General features: G+C 58.7%; 16 protein-coding genes and 1 pseudogene. 7 read left to right on the forward strand and 10 right to left on the reverse strand.

The features are described 5' to 3' along the window. Positions 1-61: 61 nt before the first annotated feature. From ACTWLJ_RS22435 to ACTWLJ_RS22470, 8 genes are all read right to left on the reverse strand, one after another. Positions 62-1276, reverse strand: a complete 1215-nt coding sequence (locus ACTWLJ_RS22435; protein WP_445178494.1) for an amino acid deaminase — start codon at positions 1274-1276, stop codon at positions 62-64. Positions 1277-1315: 39 nt separating this feature from the next. Then, entirely contained in the window at positions 1316-2080 is a 765-nt protein-coding gene (locus ACTWLJ_RS22440; protein ID WP_445178495.1) for an IclR family transcriptional regulator, read from the reverse strand. Positions 2081-2250: 170 nt separating this feature from the next. Continuing rightward, positions 2251-2640: a RidA family protein gene (locus ACTWLJ_RS22445; RefSeq protein ID WP_007912330.1), complete on the reverse strand. Its 390-nt coding sequence runs from the start codon at positions 2638-2640 to the stop codon at positions 2251-2253. A gap of 31 nt (positions 2641-2671) precedes the next feature. After that, a complete protein-coding gene (locus ACTWLJ_RS22450) occupies positions 2672-3469 on the reverse strand; it encodes an amino acid ABC transporter ATP-binding protein (protein WP_445178496.1) in 798 nt (265 codons plus the stop codon). Next, positions 3466-4128 carry an amino acid ABC transporter permease gene (locus ACTWLJ_RS22455; RefSeq protein WP_401209461.1) on the reverse strand — a complete coding sequence of 221 codons (663 nt, stop codon included), beginning with the start codon at positions 4126-4128 and terminating at the stop codon, positions 3466-3468. The genes ACTWLJ_RS22450 and ACTWLJ_RS22455 overlap by 4 nt, the downstream gene beginning before the upstream one ends. 9 nt (positions 4129-4137) lie before the next feature. Next, entirely contained in the window at positions 4138-4800 is a 663-nt protein-coding gene (locus tag ACTWLJ_RS22460; protein ID WP_445178497.1) for an amino acid ABC transporter permease, read from the reverse strand. A gap of 51 nt (positions 4801-4851) precedes the next feature. After that, positions 4852-5700: a transporter substrate-binding domain-containing protein gene (locus ACTWLJ_RS22465; protein ID WP_445178498.1), complete on the reverse strand. Its 849-nt coding sequence runs from the start codon at positions 5698-5700 to the stop codon at positions 4852-4854. A gap of 335 nt (positions 5701-6035) precedes the next feature. Then, on the reverse strand, positions 6036-6449 hold the full coding sequence (locus ACTWLJ_RS22470) for a hypothetical protein (RefSeq protein WP_445178499.1): 414 nt from the start codon (positions 6447-6449) through the stop codon (positions 6036-6038). 199 nt (positions 6450-6648) lie between these two features. Here ACTWLJ_RS22470 and ACTWLJ_RS22475 point away from each other — a divergent pair, with 199 nt between their 5' ends. The 6 genes and pseudogenes from ACTWLJ_RS22475 to ACTWLJ_RS22500 form a co-directional block, all read left to right on the forward strand. Then, positions 6649-7071 (forward strand): thioredoxin family protein, encoded by a 423-nt coding sequence (locus ACTWLJ_RS22475; RefSeq protein WP_445181401.1) that lies wholly within the window; start codon positions 6649-6651, stop codon positions 7069-7071. A 176-nt stretch (positions 7072-7247) separates the two neighbouring features. Beyond that, a complete protein-coding gene (gene wecB, locus ACTWLJ_RS22480; RefSeq protein ID WP_445178500.1) occupies positions 7248-8399 on the forward strand; it encodes a non-hydrolyzing UDP-N-acetylglucosamine 2-epimerase in 1152 nt (383 codons plus the stop codon). Continuing rightward, entirely contained in the window at positions 8396-10573 is a 2178-nt protein-coding gene (gene nfrB / locus ACTWLJ_RS22485) for a cyclic di-3',5'-guanylate-activated glycosyltransferase NfrB (protein WP_445178501.1), read from the forward strand. The genes wecB and nfrB overlap by 4 nt, the downstream gene beginning before the upstream one ends. Then, complete coding sequence (locus ACTWLJ_RS22490) at positions 10570-13728, forward strand: NfrA family protein (RefSeq protein ID WP_445178502.1); 3159 nt, start codon at positions 10570-10572, stop codon at positions 13726-13728. The genes nfrB and ACTWLJ_RS22490 overlap by 4 nt, the downstream gene beginning before the upstream one ends. Continuing rightward, positions 13728-14606, forward strand: a complete 879-nt coding sequence (locus tag ACTWLJ_RS22495; protein ID WP_445178503.1) for a DUF4434 family protein — start codon at positions 13728-13730, stop codon at positions 14604-14606. Before ACTWLJ_RS22490 ends, ACTWLJ_RS22495 begins: the two co-directional genes overlap by 1 nt. Positions 14607-14787: 181 nt before the next feature. After that, positions 14788-15008, forward strand: a pseudogene (locus ACTWLJ_RS22500) (diguanylate cyclase domain-containing protein); the annotation flags it as partial. Positions 15009-15142: 134 nt separating this feature from the next. Here ACTWLJ_RS22500 and ACTWLJ_RS22505 read toward each other — a convergent pair. Both ACTWLJ_RS22505 and ACTWLJ_RS22510 read right to left on the reverse strand, forming a co-directional pair. Beyond that, entirely contained in the window at positions 15143-16702 is a 1560-nt protein-coding gene (locus ACTWLJ_RS22505) for a TerC family protein (protein WP_445178504.1), read from the reverse strand. Positions 16703-17011: 309 nt separating this feature from the next. After that, on the reverse strand, positions 17012-17416 hold the full coding sequence (locus tag ACTWLJ_RS22510; protein WP_445178505.1) for a MerR family transcriptional regulator: 405 nt from the start codon (positions 17414-17416) through the stop codon (positions 17012-17014). Between the two features lie 78 nt (positions 17417-17494). On the opposite strand from ACTWLJ_RS22510, the gene ACTWLJ_RS22515 reads away from it, so the two are divergent. After that, entirely contained in the window at positions 17495-18718 is a 1224-nt protein-coding gene (locus tag ACTWLJ_RS22515) for an NADH:flavin oxidoreductase/NADH oxidase family protein (RefSeq protein WP_445178506.1), read from the forward strand. Positions 18719-18725: the final 7 nt, after the last annotated feature.

The following is an 18725-nucleotide window of genomic DNA, read 5'->3' on the forward strand; positions in this document are numbered from 1 at the left end:
TAAACAACACAAACCTTGTGGGAGCTGGCTTGCCAGCGATGGCCGCAACGCGGTCTGAACCTTAGAAACAGGTTTCCATGTTCTCGATCACCATCAGTTGCTCATCCACCAACAACCCCACTCGCCATTTATCAAACGTCAGGCACGGGTGCGAAGTGCCGAAGGACACGATGTCGCCCACCCGCAAATCAACACCCGGCGCCACGGTCATGAACGCATGCTGGTCCATCACCGCCGTTACCTTGCACGCGCCGACATCTTCGCCAACCGCCGGCAGCACACCGGCCTTGTAACGCAGCAACGGCACCGGTAGACCCGCGTCAAACGCCACGTCACGCTTACCGAGGGCGATCACTGCAAAACCCGGCTCCGGCATCGACTGCATGTGCGCCCAGACTTCCAGCGCCGGACGTAAACCTTCGTGCAAATCGCTGCGACGATCCAGCACGCAGCATTGCGCTTCTTTATAGATGCCATGGTCGTGCGCCACATAGCTGCCCGGGCGCAACACGCTGAGGAAACGTCCGGCGGCATTCTGCGTTTCGAACGATTCGGCGATCAGGTCATACCAGGCCGAACCCGATGCCGTAACGATTGGTTTGGCAATAGCGAACGCGCCGCTGTCCTGTAACTGCACCGCCAGCCGCACCAGCGAAGCAGCGAACTCGCGAATGCCGCTGACCGCGTGATCGCCGTGAATCACGCCTTCATAACCTTCGATCCCGGTCAGCGCCAGCGCCGGTTGGGCGTTGATGGCTTTGGCCAGTACGATGACTTCCTGCTCGCTGCGGCAACCGCAGCGGCCGCCAACCACGCCGTACTCGATCATCACATTGAGCCGCACACCACGCGAGGCGAAGTAGGCGCCCAGATCGGCGATGTTGTCCGGGTGATCGACCATGCAATAGAAGTCGAAGGTCGGATCAGCCAGCAAATCGGCGATCAACGACATGTTCGGCGTGCCGACCAGTTGGTTGGCCATCAGCACCCGACGCACACCGTGGGTGTAAGCGGCGCGGGTCTGGGTTGCGCTGGCGAGGGTGATGCCCCAGGCACCGGCATCGAGCTGACGCTGAAACAGCGCAGGCGTCATGCTGGTCTTGCCGTGTGGCGCCAGTTCGGCACCACTGTCGCTGACGAACTTCTGCATCCAGCGGATGTTGTGTTCCAGCGCCTCGCGGTGCAGCACCAGCGCCGGCAGGCTGACGTCACGCGCCAGATGCGCGCCGATGGCGGCGGCGCCTTTTTCCACAGCAGTATTGATGGCAGTCGTCATGGTCGAACTCCTCACAGTCGCGGTTGCAGGCAGCCGCGTTTATTCGTTGATTCGCCGGGCGAGGCTGTTGGCGCTCTCGATCAGAACCCGGCGATAGTCGTCGTAATTGGTTTTGGCGTCGGCGCGCGGGGCGACGATGCACAGCGTACAAATAGCCACACCGCTGGGGTCTTTGACCGGGGCGGCGAAGCAATGGGTAAAGGTGTCGGCAACGCTGTCGAACGAGAAGAAACCGTCGATCCCGGCCTGACGGATTTCCGCGAGAAAACGCTCCATCGGCAGGCGTTCGCCGCCCGGCAGAATGTAATCATCGGCGTCGATCAGGTCGCTGATCTGTTGATCGCTCAAGTGCGCGAGCAGCAAACGACCGGAAGCAGTCCATGGAATCGGCGCGTTTTCGCCAATGTCTGAGGAAATACGGAAATGCCGCTCCCCCTCTTTCATCAGCGCCACCGTGTATTTGCGACCGTTGAGCAGGCACATTTGCGCGGTTTCGCGGGTCTGGCTGACGATCTCCTGCAAAGCATGATCGGCTTCACGGCTAAGGTCGAAATGACGCAGATGCGCCCGACCGAGAAAGTACAGCTGGCGACCAAGATAGACGTGACCGTCCTTGCCCACCGGCTCCAGAATCCGTCGTTCCAGCAGGGACGCGACCAGTTCATAGACCGTGGATTTCGGGCTGCCGATGCCATTGGCAATGTCGTTCGGACGCAGCGGCTGGCCGATCTCCTTGAGGAAATCGAGAATATCGAACGCCCGGTCCAGACCGCGGGCCCGGCGTTTGATGGTGTCTTCGGTCATTTCAGTGGTTCCCATAAAAGTACCGGGAGTTTACCGAGAGTGCTGCGTCGACCGTTAGGCCGCCATCGCGGGCAAGCCACGCTCCCACAGGATCTGTGCACAGCCAAAGAATGCATGTACACCAACAATCCTGTGGGAGCGTGGCTTGCCCGCGATGGGCGCAACTCGGTTCAGGCCTTTTTCTTGTAAGCGATGCAGTCGATCTCAACCTTGCAATCGACCATCATGCTCGCCTGCACGCAGGCCCGGGCCGGTGCATGCTCAGGTTTGAAGTACTCGCCAAAGACCTTGTTGAAACTGGAGAAGTCCCGCGGATCATCCAGCCAAACCCCGGCACGCACCACGTCTTCCAGGCCATAACCCGCCTCTTCGAGAATCGCGATCAGGTTCTTCATGGTCTGGTGGGTCTGCTCGACGATGCCGCCAACAATGATCTCGCCATCCACCGCCGGCACCTGACCGGAAACGTGCAACCAGCCATCGGCTTCAACGGCGCGCGCGAATGGACGCGGCTGGCCGCCAGCGGCGGTGCTGCCGGTACCGTAACGAGTAATGCTCATGGGTGTTTCTCCTGATTACAAAAGTGAAAAGTCAGAACCGCGTGCTTTTGAGAAACTCTGCCAGCCGCGGTGATTGCGGGCGTTCGAACAGCTCCTTGGGAGGGCCCTGCTCTTCGATCCGCCCCTGATTCATGAAAACGATTTTGTCCGAGACCTCGAAGGCGAAACGCATTTCGTGGGTCACCAGCAGCATGGTCATGCCTTCGTCGGCCAGACCCTTGATCACGTTGAGCACTTCGCCAACCAATTCCGGATCGAGGGCTGAAGTGACTTCGTCGAACAGCATCAGGCTCGGGTTCATCGCAATCGCCCGGGCAATCGCCACGCGCTGTTGCTGACCGCCGGACAACTGACCGGGAAAGTGATTGCGCCGTTCCAGCAGGCCGACGCGCTCCAGCCATTTCTCCGCCAGCACCACGGCTTCGTCCTTGTGCATTTTCTTCACCTTGAGCAAGCCCAGGGTGACGTTCTGCAAAGCGCTCAGATGCGGGAACAGGTTGAATTGCTGGAACGCCATGCCAGTCATCGCGCGATGGCGGGCGATGGTTTTTTCCGCATGACGTACGCGCTTGCCGTTGACCTCGTCATAGCCAATAGACTCGCCGTCGAGCAGGATCTGCCCGCCCTGGAATTCTTCGAGCATGTTCACACAGCGCAGCAGCGTGGTTTTACCCGATCCGCTGGAGCCGATCAGCGTCACGACATTGCCGCGCTGCATGCTCAGATCCACGCCCTTGAGGACTTCGACCGCGCCGTATTGCTTGTGCAGGCCACGAATATCCAGCAGCGGCTGGCCGTTGTTAACGTTCGAAACTGGTGCTTGAGTCATGGCAGGGCCACCCGCTTTTCAATGTGCCGGCCGAGTAACTCGATGCCGTAGTTGATGACGAAGAACAGAAAACCGGCGAACAGATAAAACTCCAGCGTCATGAAGGTCCGGGCGATGATCTGTTGAGTGCTGAGGAGCAGTTCGGCCACGCCGATCACCGAGAGCAAGGTCGAAGCCTTGACGATTTCGGTGGACGAGTTGACCCACGTCGGCAGGATCTGCCGCAACGCCTGCGGCAGCAGCACATAGCCGAGGGACTGATAGAACGTCAGACCAATCGCCTTGCCCGCTTCCATCTGTCCGCGAGGCAAGGCTTGTAATGCTCCGCGCACGATCTCGGCGACATGCGAGCCGCAGAACAGCGTCAGGCCCAATGCACCGGCCTGAAACGCGCTGATCTGCCAACCCAGCGCCGGCGCCATATAAAAGCAGGCCAGCACCAGCACAAACACCGGCGTACCGCGAATCAGGTCAACGTATAAACGGAACGGTGCGCGCATCCAGAACTTGCCGTAAGTCAGCACCAGCCCGGTTACCACACCCAACATCGTGCCGAACAGAATCGCCAGCGCCGAGACCTGAACACTGGTCAGGAATCCTTGCCACAACACGTCCCGCGCTATCCACAATTCATGTAACCAACTGGGAGATTCGTACATCGCAGCCTCCTATCGGCGGATCGCCAGACGCTGCTCGAGGTAACGCAGCAGCATGGCAATGAGGTAACAGGCCGCAACATAGAGCGCCGTGGTGACCATCCAGGTTTCAATCACCCGGTAGCTCTCCACGTTGATCTTGCGCGCGTAATAGGTCAGCTCCGGCACCGCAATTGCGGCGGCCAGCGAGGTGTCCTTGAACAGCGAAATAAAGTTGTTCGACAGCGCTGGCAGAACGTTGCGCAGCATCACCGGCACCGTGACATAGGCTTTCACCTGCCACTCGCCGAGACCGATGGCCAGCCCGGCTTCGCGCTGCCCTTTGGGGATGCTCAACAAGCCACCGCGAAACACTTCGGTCAGGTACGCCCCGGCATACAGCGACAGCGTGATGATGAACGAGGGAATCTTGTCCAGACGGATTCCCAGGCTCGGCAACGCAAAGTAGATCAAAAGAATCAACACCAGAATCGGCGTGTTACGGATCACCGTCACATACACCGATGCCAGCACCCGCAAGACGCGATGCTTGGACAACAAGGCAAACGCCATCAGCAGGCCGATCACGCAGCCGATGGCGATCGACACCAGAGCCAGCTCAAGACCCAGACCGAGCCCCGCCAGCAAGGTGTCGAAATCGCGCCACACGGCGGCAAAGTTCAACTGATAGTTCATGGTCAGCAGTACCTTGAGCGGGGCGACTTGTATCGCCCCACTCTCACGGGATCATTTGAATTCGACTGGGAAACCGATCGCGGGCGATGGCAGGTCAACACCGAACCACTGCTTGAACGAGGCTTGATACGTCGGGAATTCAACACCGGTCATGGCTTCATGCAGTGCGGTGTTGACGAAGTTCAGCCAGTCCTGATCGCCGCGTTTGACGGCGCACGCGTAGGTCTGCGGGCTCCACGCATAGCTCGGGCTGCGATAGCGGCCAGGGTTTTGCACCATCAGGTATTTGACCGAGGACTGGTCAGTAGCAGCGGCATCGGCGCGACCGGAGTTCACCGCCTGATACATCAGATCAACGCTGTCGTACTGATCGACCTTGGCCTTGGGCAGCGCCTGATGCACCAGTTCTTCGGCGTACACGTTTTGCAGCACGGCCACCGTCACACTGTCGCCGGCCGCTTGCAGGTCTTCGATTTCCTTGTACTTGCTGTTGATCGGCAACAACAGGCCAACACCTTCACGGTAGTACGGCAGGGTAAACGCCACTTGCTGCGCACGGCTGGCGGTGACAGTGATGAACTGACAGCTCATGTCGACCTTGTCGGTCAGCAGATTGGGAATCCGCGCATCGGACGACTGCACGACAAACTCAACCTTGCTCGGATCGTTGAACAACCCTTTGGCCACCATCCTGGCGATGTCGATATCAAACCCCTGCAACTTGCCGTCCGCGCCCTGGAAATGCCAAGGAGCGTTGGTGCTGCCAGTGCCCACGATCAATTTGCCGCGAGCCAGAACACTGTCGAGCTTGCTGTCGGCGGCCTGCGCCATACCCATGACAGCGGACGAAGCCGCAAGAACAAAAACACACGCTTTGAACAAGGAAGGTCGGCGATGCATGGCAAGCACTCCAGGATGGTGTTTATTCCGCTATACCGGAACTCGGTTTGTTACTACGGAATAGACAGCAGAAAGTGTGCCACAGGTCTCAGTGACCGTCTCATATAAAAAAACGTGTTTTGAATCAGCGAGTTACAGTTTAGAGGTAACGGTGGTACGCAGACGCAGGAAAATCCAGCGCTACGATTAGCTACAAAGTTGGGCATTGGTGACACGTTTGGTGAGCACTCAGCACCCTTTCAGGGTTGTCGGGATCGGATTGGATTGAATCCGATTCCCGACAAGATCTTTTCTGTGAGAATCAGCTTCTTACTCTGCGCTTCAGTCGTTAAGGGTCAAGAAATCTGAACGAGCTTGATCTTGCGAAACTTCCCGCCGGCCTGGTGCCCATTCAGCCCCAATGAAAACCAATCCTTTTCATCATCTGCAACTTTAGTAACCTCGAACTCGATTGCGTTGTGTGAGTAATCACTCCCAGGCCAAATTTTTAGTTCTTGCCGGTAACCCGTCATCTCCAGAGCCAGATTTACATAGCTCTCGGAAGCCTCGCGAAAAAGAGATTCAAAGCTCAGACGGTACTTGCCGATTTCCAGTTTCACTGTTTGGCTCACCATGACACCCCACTCGACATGACAATAACCGTCACGGAACTCGGCCTTCGCTCTTGGATTGTGAATTGGCTTATAAATTTCCCAGTGCTTTTCGCCTTGAGAAAAATCACCATTGAGAATCAGATTTTCTGCACTCATGTTTGAAGGTCCTGTCTTTGAGTCGAACACCTCCATGCGTCATTGGGAATCAATGTGCTCAGGAAGCAGCCCATTCATTCAGCGCTCAAAAAAGTATTCGCACACCTGTCAGGTCTGACAGTAGACACGCTTTGGTTTCTGCTCTTAACTTTCGAATCGTTCTCGGATGGTCACTGAAAAGGAGATAACAGTGAGCACGATGACCTCTTCTTCCCTCTTGGCCCCGGTTTACCGCAAAGCCCTGAAAACCTGGCGCCCGGTGATCCTGTATTTCGCCAATGAGCACTGCCCTGCCTGCGAGTTCGCCGGGCCGGTATTTCGTCAGGTCGCCGAACCGTACCGGCATCGCGCCAATATCTACATGCTTAACACCCGTGAGTCGCCGCGCCATCCATTGGTCACCGGCACGCCGACCGTGCTGTTCTACAAGAACGGCAAACTGTTGAAAAAACTCAAAGGCATTGGCACCGAAGAGACACTGGCCAAAAACTTCGCCAACCACATCGGCAAGACCAAAGCACCGACCGACAAGCGTAAACCGCAGCATGATCTGGCCTGGCTCCGCCGCGCCTTGCGCACCCTCTGCACGATCCAGCGTGCACGCCGATGGAACTTTTCCTGAAAGTGCCGGCTAAGAGCCATCAACCGATGGCACTTTTGTTCCACATGATCGGTATCAATCAAGCGTCTTGCCGGATTGGACAAGCTCCCATCCGGCTGCTTTCATTTATTTCTCAGTAAGAGAACACACGCTGATGGCCACCTGGCCACCGCGCTGCCATGTCTCAGGAGGGGTCAATGTCTTTTAAAGTCATGATGGTTTTCGGTACTCGCCCGGAGGCCATAAAAATGGCCCCTTTGGCTCGGGTTCTGCGTCACTGGCCTGACATCCAACTGAACATCTGCTCTACCGGCCAGCATCGAGAGATGCTCACTCAGGTGCTCGACGCCTTTGAGCTGACAGTCGACGAAGACCTGCAAGTGATGACCCAGGGCCAGACCCTCAACGGTCTCTCGCAGAATTTGCTCGCCCAACTTGATCAAGCCTACGAACGGGTCAAGCCGGACATCGTGCTGGTCCACGGCGACACCACAACCAGCTTCATCGCCGCCCTCGCCGCGTTCAATCGGCAACTGCCCATCGGCCACGTCGAAGCGGGCTTACGTACCGGTAACCTGCGTGCGCCATGGCCGGAAGAAGCCAACCGGCGTTTGACCGGGGTGATTGCCGACCTGCATTTCCCGCCGACCTCGAAATCCGCCGCCAATCTGCTGCGCGAAGGTGTGCCCCAGGACAACATCGAAATCACCGGTAACACAGTGATCGATGCGCTGCTGTGGATGCGCGCGCACCAGGAGCAAATTAATTGGCACCCGGCCGCCGACTCGCCGCTGGCGGTACTCGACGACCAGCGCCGGATGGTCCTGGTCACCAGCCATCGACGGGAGAATCTCGGCGGCGGGTTCGACAATATATGTCAGGCGCTGGCTGAACTGGCCGAGCGCTACCCGGATGTGCAATTCGTTTATCCGGTGCATCTCAATCCACTGGTGCAGCAAGTGGTGTACGGCACGCTAGCCAACAAACCCAACATCTATCTGGTCGCCCCGCAGGACTACCCGAACTTCGTCTGGCTGATGGGCCGTGCGCATTTCATCCTGACCGACTCCGGCGGCGTGCAGGAAGAAGCCCCGGCCATCGGCAAACCGTTGTTGGTGCTGCGTGACGTAACGGAGCGGCCGTCAGTGCTGGAAAGCGGCACCATGCTGCTGGTCGGTACCGACAAGGCACGCATCGTCAAGGAAGCCAGCCAGTTACTGGATGACGCAGACACCTATAGCCGCATGAGTCGCATCCATTTCCCTTATGGCGACGGCCACGCCAGCGAGTTGATCGCCACCCGCCTCCACGCCTGGCTGAGCGCGCGCTCGGCGGGGAACGGGGTATGAGTCTGGGTTGGGTCGACTTTTTTACGTATGTGCTGTTTGGTCTTAAATATCTGGCAATCACCCTTGCCCTGTTGATGTTCATCCTCGGCCTGGATGACCTGTTCATCGATCTTGTTTATTGGGGCCGAAAACTGATCCGGCGCTGGCGGATCTACGAAAAATTCGAGCGCGCCGATGAAGAGCGCCTGTATGCGATCCCGGAAAAACCTCTGGCGATCATGGTGCCGGCCTGGAATGAAGTCGGCGTGGTCGGCGAAATGGCGCGCCTGGCCGCCTCGACCATCGATTACGAGAATTATCAGATTTTCGTCGGTACTTATCCCAACGACGCCGAGACTCAGTCGGACGTCGATGCGGTCTGCCAGCACTATCCCAACGTGCATAAAGTGGTGTGCGCCCGCCCCGGCCCGACCAGCAAGGCTGACTGCCTGAACAACATCATCGACGCGATCCTGCGTTTTGAAAGCGAAGCGAAAATCCAGTTTTCCGGGTTCATCCTGCATGACGCCGAAGACGTGATTTCGCCGATGGAACTGCGCCTCTACAACTACCTTTTGCCGAACAAGGACCTGATCCAGATCCCGGTTTACCCGTATGCACCTGAATGGAAAGGCTTTACCGCCGGCCACTATGTCGATGAGTTCGCCGAGAATCACGGCAAGGACGTCATCGTTCGCGAGGCCTTGACCGGTCAGGTGCCAAGCGCGGGTGTCGGCACCTGTTTCAGCCGCAAGGCCATCAGCGCCCTGCTCGAAGACGGTGACGGCATCGCTTTCGATGTGCAAAGTCTCACCGAAGACTACGACATCGGTTTCCGCCTCAAGCAAAAAGGCATGAAGTGTATTTTCGCCCGTTACTCGGTCACCGATCCGAAGCTGGCGCTGGAGCAACCCTGGGCGTTCGGCATGAACCGCGAGTTCTCCCAGGTGATCTGCGTTCGCGAGCATTTCCCTCGAGACCTGCAACACGCGATCCGGCAGAAATCGCGCTGGATCGTCGGCATCGTATTCCAGGGCACCAAAAACCTCGGCTGGAGCAGCAAAGGCCTGCTCAATTACTTCCTGTGGCGCGACCGTCGCGGCCTGATCGCTTACATGCTGAGTTTCCTGGTCAATCTGCTGTTCGTGGTGTTGATCGTGATGTGGCTGGTGACGGTGATTTCACCTGACTCATGGCGTTTTCAATCGATTCTGTCGGACAGCGCGCTGCTTTCGGTGCTGCTGTGGCTCAACGGTTTCATGTTACTTAACCGGCTATTCCAGCGCTGCTGGTTCGTCACCCGTTACTACGGACTGATCGAAGGCCTGCTGTCAGCGCCACGGATGATGTGGAGCAACTTCGTCAATTTCTTCGCCAACCTGCGCGCACTCAAACAGGTCATGGAAATGGGCGACTCGCGGCGCGTGGCGTGGGACAAGACCACTCACGAATTCCCGGCACTGACCAAGGCGCAACGCACTCCACTCGGCCATCGTCTGGTGGAAAAAGGCCTGCTCACCGAAGAACAACTGGAAGCCGCGATTACCAGCCCGGTACGTCGCCGCCTCGGTCGCGAATTGTTGCTGCGTGAGTACATCGACAGCACCCAGCTTGTGCAGACGTTGGCCGAACAGCTTGATCTGGAATGGGCCCCGCTCAACCCATTCAAACTCGATAAACGTCTGATCGAGGCGGTTCCGCGCCGCGTCGCCTCGCACTACGGCGTGCTGCCGGTCGCCGAAGAAGGCGACACGCTGGTGCTGGCCGCCGAAGGTCCGGTCAGTCAGGTCTCGCTGGGCGCCATCAGCCGTCAATTGAAGCGCCCGGTGCGATGCCGTCTGGCGCCGCAGGGCCGTGTGACATTGGGGATTCGTTACTGGTACGCCAGCCCCCGCCAAAGTGAGGAAGTGCGTTATATGCTGCAAGTGCTTGAGCGACATCAGGACGATGAAGCCCTGATGGAGCGCGTTGGTCGCCATCAAGTGCTGCTCGGCAATCTGCTGCAAGTACGCGGCATGGTGCCGCCGACCTTGTTCAATCAGGCATTGATCGACTTCGATGCCGAGCAGATGTCTCTCGGCGAGCACCTGATATCCCGGGGCATGATCACTCAAGAAGTGCTCGAACAAGCGCTCGCCGATCAGGCCAGCGAGCAACAAGCCGCCTACCGCATCGTTCGGGAGGTTGCCGCATGAAAATCGCCCACCGTAAAACCCTGTTGACCAGCAGCCTGCTGCTCGCGATGAGTGTGGCGCACCCGATACAGGCCGCACCGTTGAGCGACTTCGAACAGTTCCGTAGCTATCCATATATGGATCGCAGCTACCGTGAGGCCAAGAAAGGCAACTGGAAAGAAGTCGAACGCCTGGTGCGTCACTTGCTGGAAAAAGTCCCGAAAAACGATGAGGCCCGCGCATTGCTGGTGCAATCGCTGGCCAAGCAACGCCGCTACAAGGACGCTGTGCAAGCACTGCCCGACGACAGCGAAGCACTGCTCGATCTGCGCCTGACCTGGATCGAGCAAGACCCGCCAAGCAGCACGCAAGTCGAACAGTGGATGGCCACCAGCAACCTGAATGATCGCATCCAACTGTGGCAGGCCTACAGCCTGAGCCTGGCCAAATTCGGTGGTGCAGCCAAGGCCCACGACTGGCTCGCACAGTTGTCGCCCAAGGGCGACGACAACATCCTGCGTCTGGCCCGTGCCAACTGGTCGGAACAACTGCGCGACTGGAGCGGCACCATCGATCAACTGGCGCCACTTGCCGCACGCAAACAACTGGATGCCGAAGGCTGGCAACGGTTGGCCAATGCCTACGTGCAGCGTCTCGACGAGAAACCGTTGCAGCAATTGTTGCTACAGGCACCAAGCCCCGAAGCAGCGCGCAAAACCCGATTGGCTATGGTCGACCGCGCCATCGCCATGGGTCACGATCAACAGGCGCAACGCTGGCTGCAATCGTTGCCGGCCGCCGATCTGGCCGATCCCGCGCAACGTCAGCGTCTGTGGGAACTGGCGCGGCAGACGGAAGATGCAGCAACCGTGCAGCGTCTTAGCAGCGACTTGCAGCGGCCGTGCCTGGAGACCGTCGAATGGCTGTCGCGACATGATCCGGAAGCCGCCGCTGCGCAGTTCCGCAGTTGCCAGCCGAATGACGATCCGCAAACCTGGCTGGTGCTCGCCCAGCGCCTGCAAGCCACAGAGCTACTGCAATCGACTCGCCTGCCTGAGCCGTGGGACAGTCGCCGCCGTCAGCAACTGCTCGATGTCTGGCAGGAACAGGGTCAAAGCGACAAAGTCATGGCCTGGCTCGCCAGTCAGCCGCAAACCGCCGATGTGATCAAGCGCCGCGCCGAACTGGTGCAAAGCCTCGGTCGCAACAACGAAGCTGCTGAACTGTGGGAGCGTCATTATCGGCAGACCGGTAACCTCGCTTCACTGAATCAGGCGAGCTATCTGGCACTCAATGCTGGCCGTCGTGACCACGCGCAACAATTGCTGGAAGACGCCTACGATCGTCACGGTTCACGTTTGCCGGCCACTGCGCTGCAACGTCTGGCCGGGCTGTACGCTTCGTCAAACAGCACAACCCCCGCGCAACAGCAGCGCATGGCCGCCCTGCTCGGCCATGTCGACGGCGCTACCCGAGGGCAATTGCTCGCCCAACTGGCCGAAACCGGTCAGTGCGATGCAGTACAGCAAGCCATCGGCAACCATCCGCAAGCTGCCGGGGATTATCGAGCCCTCGGACGCTGTGCAATGCCTGATCGGCCCGGTGAAGCCGTGGTCTATTACCAGCAAGCGGAAAAACTCGGTGACCGTGGCAGCCGTTTACCACTGGCCTACGCCCTTGAGGCGGCGGGTGATTCCGCTGGCGCACTGGCGATCTGGCGCAGCATCCCCGCCGCTGACCTCAGCGAAAATGCTCGACTGACCGCCAGTCGCAGCGCACTTAACGCCGGTGACAGTCAGAGCGCAGAACGTTACTGGCAGCAAAGCACGACGCGCAGTGCCAACGAATGGGCGCTCGGCGCGGCGATTGCCGACGCCCGTGGCGATCATGTTAAGGCTCTTGAACGGCAACGTCAGGCGCTGCAAAAAGCTCCGGATGCCGGGCACTTCTATGCGGCATCGGTCACGGCGCAAAAGGCTGGGGATCTGCCGCAAAGCACCGCATGGCTGGCCGAAGCCGTACGCCGCGACCCGAACAATCCGCGTTATCGGGCCGATTACGGCATGCGCCTGTCCGGTGCCAAGGATCGTAAGGAGCGCGCCACCGCCATCCCGTATCTGCAACAGGCCACCCGTGATTTCCCTGAGGATTATCGCCTCGGTGAGACCCTCGCCTGGCGTTATGACGAAGTTGAAGACAGTGCCTCGGCGCGCAAGGAACTGCGCCGCGTGATCGATCTGGAACAGAATCCGGTGGCTGCCGATGATGAAGACGGCAGCATGGAAGCCCGGCGTTACCGTCAGCGGCGCGCCCATGAAGCGCTTTCGCGGCGTGACAACTTCACGATTGCCAGCACCTGGTCGCCGGCCGGGGTGTCGACCAACGACTTCTTGCGCCCGGATGAATCCAACGGATCTCGCCGCAGTGCAAATTCGCAGAACGTGCAAATGGCCATGTGGGATCACGCCCTGGGTGAAGAACCCAGCCGCGCCGGCAGTACGCTCTCGGTTTATGGCCGGGTGCTGCTCGGTGGTCAGGGCCGCTCCACCTATGCGGAGTCACTCGCCACTGGCGTGGGCCTGCGCTACAAACCGTGGGGCACGACCAATATCAATTTCTATGCGGAGATCTACAAACAAAGCCAGTTCGATGATCAGGACAATCATGGTTTGAGCCTCGGTGAACTGATCAATCCAAGCAAGTTGTGGGATCAACTCGACGACCATCGCAAGGACGGCCACACCACCACCGATTACTTGCTGCGCTCTACTGCCTCGTTCCTCGACCAAGGCAAATACCGCAACGACTGGCGAGTTGATGAAAGCGACTGGGACGAACGTTTCCTCTACCTCGATGCCGCATGGTGGACCAAGGCAGGCGATCACCAGTGGCTGTCACGCTTCCAGCAAGGTCACACCTGGAAACTGCCGTTCAATGGCGCACAGACCCTGATGCCTTATGGATTCCTTGAGTTTGCCAGTCAGGACCCGAGCAACGACTGGCGCCAGGATCTACGCACCGGTGTCGGTCTGCGCTGGCAGTGGTGGTACGACGATGACCGCTACAACGCCTACCGCTCGAAGCTGACGGTGCGCACCGAATATCAACAGTCGCTGGGCGGCAATCTGTATGAAGGCGGCAATGGTGTGCTGCTGGGCGTGGAGTGGAATTTCTGATGGCTCGATGGATGTTGTTCTTCTGCCTGATGCTCGACGCGGTGGTTGCGCGAGCCGATGAGCGAGTGTTCTATCAGCCGCTGAATGTCGATGCCGGCCTGAGTCAGGCGCAATGGCAAAAGATCTGGCAGGACACGGCGAAACAAGGCACGCGAACCGTGATCGTGCAATGGACCGCGTACGGTGATTCGGACTTCGGCGGCGCCACTGGCTGGCTCGCCAACAGCCTGAAACTCGCTCAACAGCAGAGATTGCAGCTGGTACTGGGTTTGGCGATGGACCCGGCCTACTACCAACGCATCGACGAACTGGACAGCGCGGGGCTCGCCGGTTATTGGCAGGCTCAGCTTGGTCAGTCACTGGCACAACAACAGAAATTGCGCAAAGGCTGGAAGCTGCCGGTCACTGGCTGGTATCTGCCACTGGAGCTGGATGACTACCACTTTCTGGCGGTGGATCGCCGGGTCACCCTGCAACGACAGTTGAAGGATTTCGCCGGAAAACTTGATGCGCCGCTGCACATCAGTGCATTCAGCGCCGGTAAGCTCGCGCCGACAGTCAACGCCAAGTGGCTTGCAGATATGAGTCAGGTCGGTATGCAAGTCTGGTGGCAGGACGGTGCCGGTACTGGTCGCTTGGCGCCGCTGGTGCGTAACGGTTATGCCAGTGCTCTGCCCTGTTCCGTGGGCATCGTGCGTGAGGCGTTCCGTCAGGTCAGCCGCGATGGCCAGGCGTTTCGCGCTGAACCGGCAGCTCCCGACGCAGCCTCGACCGGCTGTCATCAGAGCGCGGTATTTTCCTTGCGCTACCGGCCATGGGGCCGTGTGATTCTCGACAACCAACTCAAGCATCAGAGCAGCGATGTTCAAACCCATTGAAGACAAAGTCCTGAAAAAGCCGCTCCCGCCGAATTGAGGAAAGAGTTCATCCAGCATGAATTCGAGCGGCTGCACCCGTTTTGCCTGTTGATCTACATTACAAGCATCAGCGTCTGGGTGGTGTTCGACCTGATTGTCAGTTTCGTTGCCGGCCAGGGCTACACCTGGCTGTCGATGCTGTTTTGCGATTTATCTGGCCAGCGTGCGCCGCGAGGATCTCGAGGTGCTGGCTGGGGAGTTGAGCCGGTAGTCCGTGAACAGCAGACCCTGTATCCGGTGACCATCAGTATCGGTCTGGCCCGGGTTGAGGACGCGGACATCCTGAATCAGGCACTGATCAAGGCCGATGAAGCGTTATATGAGTCAAAGCATAGCGGGAAAGACAGACTTACCTTTCACTGATGACTCCTGGGAAGTCCAACTAGACGCCATCGCCAGCAGGCTGGCTCCCACAGGAGTTGCGTATCACACAAATCAAATGTGGGAGCTAGCCTGCTAGCGATGCGGCCGCCAAAGTCGATGAAAATCCCGGGGATTTACCCAGGCTCACGCACCAGCAACACCCGCGTCACCCGCCGCTCCTCTACCGTCACCACCGTCATCTGCCAGCCCTCGTACTCCAGACGATCACCCACCACAGGCAATCGATCCAGCAGGCTCATCACCAGCCCGGCCAGGGTTTGGTAGTCCTCGGTCGGCTGCGCACCAAACCCGGTGCGCTCACGAACGCGCATCAGATTCAGTGCACCGTTGACGATAAAACCACCCTGCTCCTCAACCACATCAGGGCCTTCGATTTCACTGGCGTCCGGTAGCTCGCCGGCAATCGACTCAAGAATGTCGGTCATGGTCAGCACGCCGACAAAGTCGCCGAATTCGTTGACCACAAACGCAATGTGGGTCGACGCCTGACGCATCTGCTCCAGCGCGTTGAGGATCGAATAGCTGTCGAGCAGATTGATCGTCTTGCGCGCCAGATGCTCCAGGTTCGGTTCTTCGCCAGCCAGGTAAACCTTGAGCAACTCCTTCTTGTGGACGAAGCCCAGCGGTTCATCCACCACACCGTGACGAATCAACGGCAAGCGCGAGTAGGACGAATGCATCAGGCGTGTGCGAATGGTTTCGGCGTCGTCGGCCAGATCAATCGTGTCGACATCGGCACGCACGGTCATCAGGGCACGGATCGGCCGCTCGGCCAGTTGCAGCACGCCACTGATCATCACTCGTTCACGACGGTCGAACAGCTCTGTGCTCGGTGCTTCGCCATTATCGAGCAGGTCGGAAATCTCCTCGCCAACCTCCTCCTCCTGCAGTTTGCGGCCACCCAGCAAACGCAACACCGCATGCGCCGTACGCTCACGCATCGGTTTCAAACCCTGCATCGAACGCTTGCGACGGGCCCGGGCGATCTGGTTGAACACCTCGATCAGGATCGAGAAACCGATGGCCGCGTACAGATAGCCTTTCGGAATGTGGAAACCCAGGCCTTCAGCGGTCAGCGCGAAGCCAATCATCATCAGGAAGCCCAGACACAGCATGATCACTGTCGGGTGCGCATTGACGAAACGGGTCAACGGCTTGCTCGCAACGATCATCAGGCCAATGGAAATGATCACGGCGATCATCATCACCGCCAGTTCATCAACCATACCCACAGCGGTAATTACTGCGTCGAGCGAGAACACCGCGTCCAGTACCACGATTTGCGCGACGATTGGCCAGAACAGCGCATAAGCGGTGTTGGTCGAGCGTTCACCGACATGGCCTTCGAGCCTTTCGTGCAGTTCCATGGTTGCCTTGAACAACAGGAACACACCACCGAACAACATGATCAGGTCGCGACCGGAGAAGCTCTTGTCGAACACTTCAAACAGCGGCTGCGTGAGAGTAACCAGCCAGGAAATACTCGCCAGCAGGCCCAGACGCATGATCAGCGCCAGCGACAGGCCGATGATTCGTGCCCGGTCACGCTGATGCGGCGGCAGTTTGTCCGCGAGAATCGCGATGAACACCAGGTTGTCGATACCCAGCACCAGCTCAAGCACGATCAGGGTCAACAGGCCAAGCCAGGCCGTGGGGTCAGCTATCCATTCCATAAAATGTCTTGATCTCTAATCAGTGAATTCAGGCTGCCAGACACGGCAAAACACAACGCGAAAGCTCTGGGGCTGCGTTGAGTACGATAGTCGGAAGTCGAAAGACTGGATGTTGCGAGTGCGTCAAGACCGCGCCGTGGCGCGAGGGAGTCAGATAACCGGGAGGCTCCGAGAGGGTGTTCATGCAAATCCTGAATCAAAATTGGCCTTGGAGAGTACAGGCTGTAGTGCCTGAATCCCCAGCGCGAAATCATTTCAAAATCTGTATGAACTACACCTCGCTCGTCCTTATCGTTGGCAAGCCAGCCCTCAAAGATCGCGTTTCCCCATCACTCGCTCCGCATTCGCGCCACAACCCATACCCTCCGGCCGGGTGCGAATGTCGTCGATCACGCCGAGAAGTCGCGCCTTGTTTTGCGCAAGTTGCAACTGCATCGCTTCGATCTGCTCGACTTTGCGCGTCAGACCGGCAATCAGTTCGTCTTCCTTGAACTCACCGGTCGCCGCGTCAGGCAGTAATACCTTGAGTTCCTCAAGGCTGAACCCGGCCTGCTGCGCCAGCCGAATGATATTCAACGATTGCAGGACTTGCGGCGGATAACGCCGATAACCGTTGCCACCACGCTCGACCTTGGGGATCAGCCCTTGCGCCTCATAGAAACGAATGCGCGAAGCACTCAAGCCGCTCATTTGCGCCAATTCACCGATCTTCATTGCGGCCTCGTTCTCTACGCTTGACATTAAAGTTAACTTTAAGCTTAGCCTCACTGCATTACCGACGAGGAGTCAAGCATGTCACCCTTCCAAACCCTGCAACTGCCCAACGGCCAGACCATCGGCAATCGCATCGCCAAAGCCGCCATGGAAGAAAACCTCGCCGACATAGCACAGGCACCCGGCGCCGCGCTGTATCGCTTGTATCAAGCCTGGGCCGAGGGTGGCGCGGGATTGTTGCTGACCGGCAACGTGATGATTGACCGCCGGGCCATGACCGGCCCGGGTGGCGTAGTGCTGGAGGACGAACGTCATCTGCAACGCTTTCGGCAATGGGCAACCATTGGCCGCGCCGGCGGTGCGCAATTCTGGATGCAACTCAATCATCCCGGACGCCAGACCCAGGCCAATCTGGGCCAACAAGCCTGGGCACCTTCCGCGGTGGCAATGGATTTGGGATCGTTCTCGAAGATGTTCGCCGAACCCAAACCCATGACCGAAAACGACATCGAAGAAGTCATTCAGCGCTTTGCCACCAGCGCCGTACTCGCGGAAAAGGCCGGTTTCACTGGCGTGCAGATTCATGCGGCGCACGGCTATCTGCTCAGCCAGTTTCTCTCGCCACTGACCAATCGCCGCACAGACCAATGGGGCGGCTCGCTGGAAAATCGCGCACGCCTGTTGCTGTCTGTCATCGAGGCCGTTCGCCAGGCTGTTTCGCCAGACTTCTGCGTGGCGGTCAAACTCAACTCGGCGGATTTTCAGCGTGGTGGCTTCGACACCGATGATGCGCGGCAGGTGATCGAATGGCTCAATGAGCAAGCCATCGACTTGCTCGAACTCTCGGGTGGCAGCTACGAAGCGCCGGCCATGCAAGGTGAAGCCCGCGACGGCCGGACACTCGCGCGTGAGGCATACTTTCTGGACATGGCCAGCGAACTGGCAGGCGTGGCGCGCATGCCGGTCATGGTGACTGGCGGCATCAGGCGCCGCGCGGTCGTCGAGCAAGTGCTGGATAGCGGCGTCGCCATGGCCGGTATCGCTACAGCACTGGCCGTTGAACCGGGGCTGGTTAAACAGTGGCGTGAAGGCACTGACAGCCACCCGCAGTTGCCGCCGATTCGCTGGAAACGCAAACCGCTGGCGGCACTGGCGAGCATGGCCGTGGTGCGCTTTCAGATCCAGCGGCTCAGTCGCGGCCGCAAACCGCATCCCAAGGTCTCGGCAGTCTGGGCGTTGATTCTCGATCAGTTGTACATAGGTCGACGGACTCGGCAGTATCGGCGGGCGATGGACGCATAACGAATCG

Source organism: Pseudomonas sp. McL0111 (assembly GCF_052567255.1).

Excerpts from the sequence above, each read along its gene's own strand:
- ACTWLJ_RS22450 (WP_445178496.1), bottom strand. The coding sequence starts at position 3,469 with ATGACTCAAGCACCAGTTTCGAACGTTAACAACGGCCAGCCGCTGCTG.
- ACTWLJ_RS22455 (WP_401209461.1), bottom strand. The coding sequence starts at position 4,128 with ATGTACGAATCTCCCAGTTGGTTACATGAATTGTGGATAGCGCGGGAC.
- ACTWLJ_RS22470 (WP_445178499.1), bottom strand. The coding sequence starts at position 6,449 with ATGAGTGCAGAAAATCTGATTCTCAATGGTGATTTTTCTCAAGGCGAA.
- ACTWLJ_RS22505 (WP_445178504.1), bottom strand. The coding sequence starts at position 16,702 with ATGGAATGGATAGCTGACCCCACGGCCTGGCTTGGCCTGTTGACCCTG.
- ACTWLJ_RS22510 (WP_445178505.1), bottom strand. The coding sequence starts at position 17,416 with ATGAAGATCGGTGAATTGGCGCAAATGAGCGGCTTGAGTGCTTCGCGC.
- ACTWLJ_RS22460 (WP_445178497.1), bottom strand. The coding sequence starts at position 4,800 with ATGAACTATCAGTTGAACTTTGCCGCCGTGTGGCGCGATTTCGACACC.
- ACTWLJ_RS22475 (WP_445181401.1), top strand. The coding sequence starts at position 6,649 with ATGACCTCTTCTTCCCTCTTGGCCCCGGTTTACCGCAAAGCCCTGAAA.
- nfrB (WP_445178501.1), top strand. The coding sequence starts at position 8,396 with ATGAGTCTGGGTTGGGTCGACTTTTTTACGTATGTGCTGTTTGGTCTT.
- wecB (WP_445178500.1), top strand. The coding sequence starts at position 7,248 with ATGTCTTTTAAAGTCATGATGGTTTTCGGTACTCGCCCGGAGGCCATA.
- ACTWLJ_RS22440 (WP_445178495.1), bottom strand. The coding sequence starts at position 2,080 with ATGACCGAAGACACCATCAAACGCCGGGCCCGCGGTCTGGACCGGGCG.
- ACTWLJ_RS22435 (WP_445178494.1), bottom strand. The coding sequence starts at position 1,276 with ATGACGACTGCCATCAATACTGCTGTGGAAAAAGGCGCCGCCGCCATC.
- ACTWLJ_RS22515 (WP_445178506.1), top strand. The coding sequence starts at position 17,495 with ATGTCACCCTTCCAAACCCTGCAACTGCCCAACGGCCAGACCATCGGC.
- ACTWLJ_RS22465 (WP_445178498.1), bottom strand. The coding sequence starts at position 5,700 with ATGCATCGCCGACCTTCCTTGTTCAAAGCGTGTGTTTTTGTTCTTGCG.
- ACTWLJ_RS22445 (WP_007912330.1), bottom strand. The coding sequence starts at position 2,640 with ATGAGCATTACTCGTTACGGTACCGGCAGCACCGCCGCTGGCGGCCAG.
- ACTWLJ_RS22495 (WP_445178503.1), top strand. The coding sequence starts at position 13,728 with ATGGCTCGATGGATGTTGTTCTTCTGCCTGATGCTCGACGCGGTGGTT.
- ACTWLJ_RS22490 (WP_445178502.1), top strand. The coding sequence starts at position 10,570 with ATGAAAATCGCCCACCGTAAAACCCTGTTGACCAGCAGCCTGCTGCTC.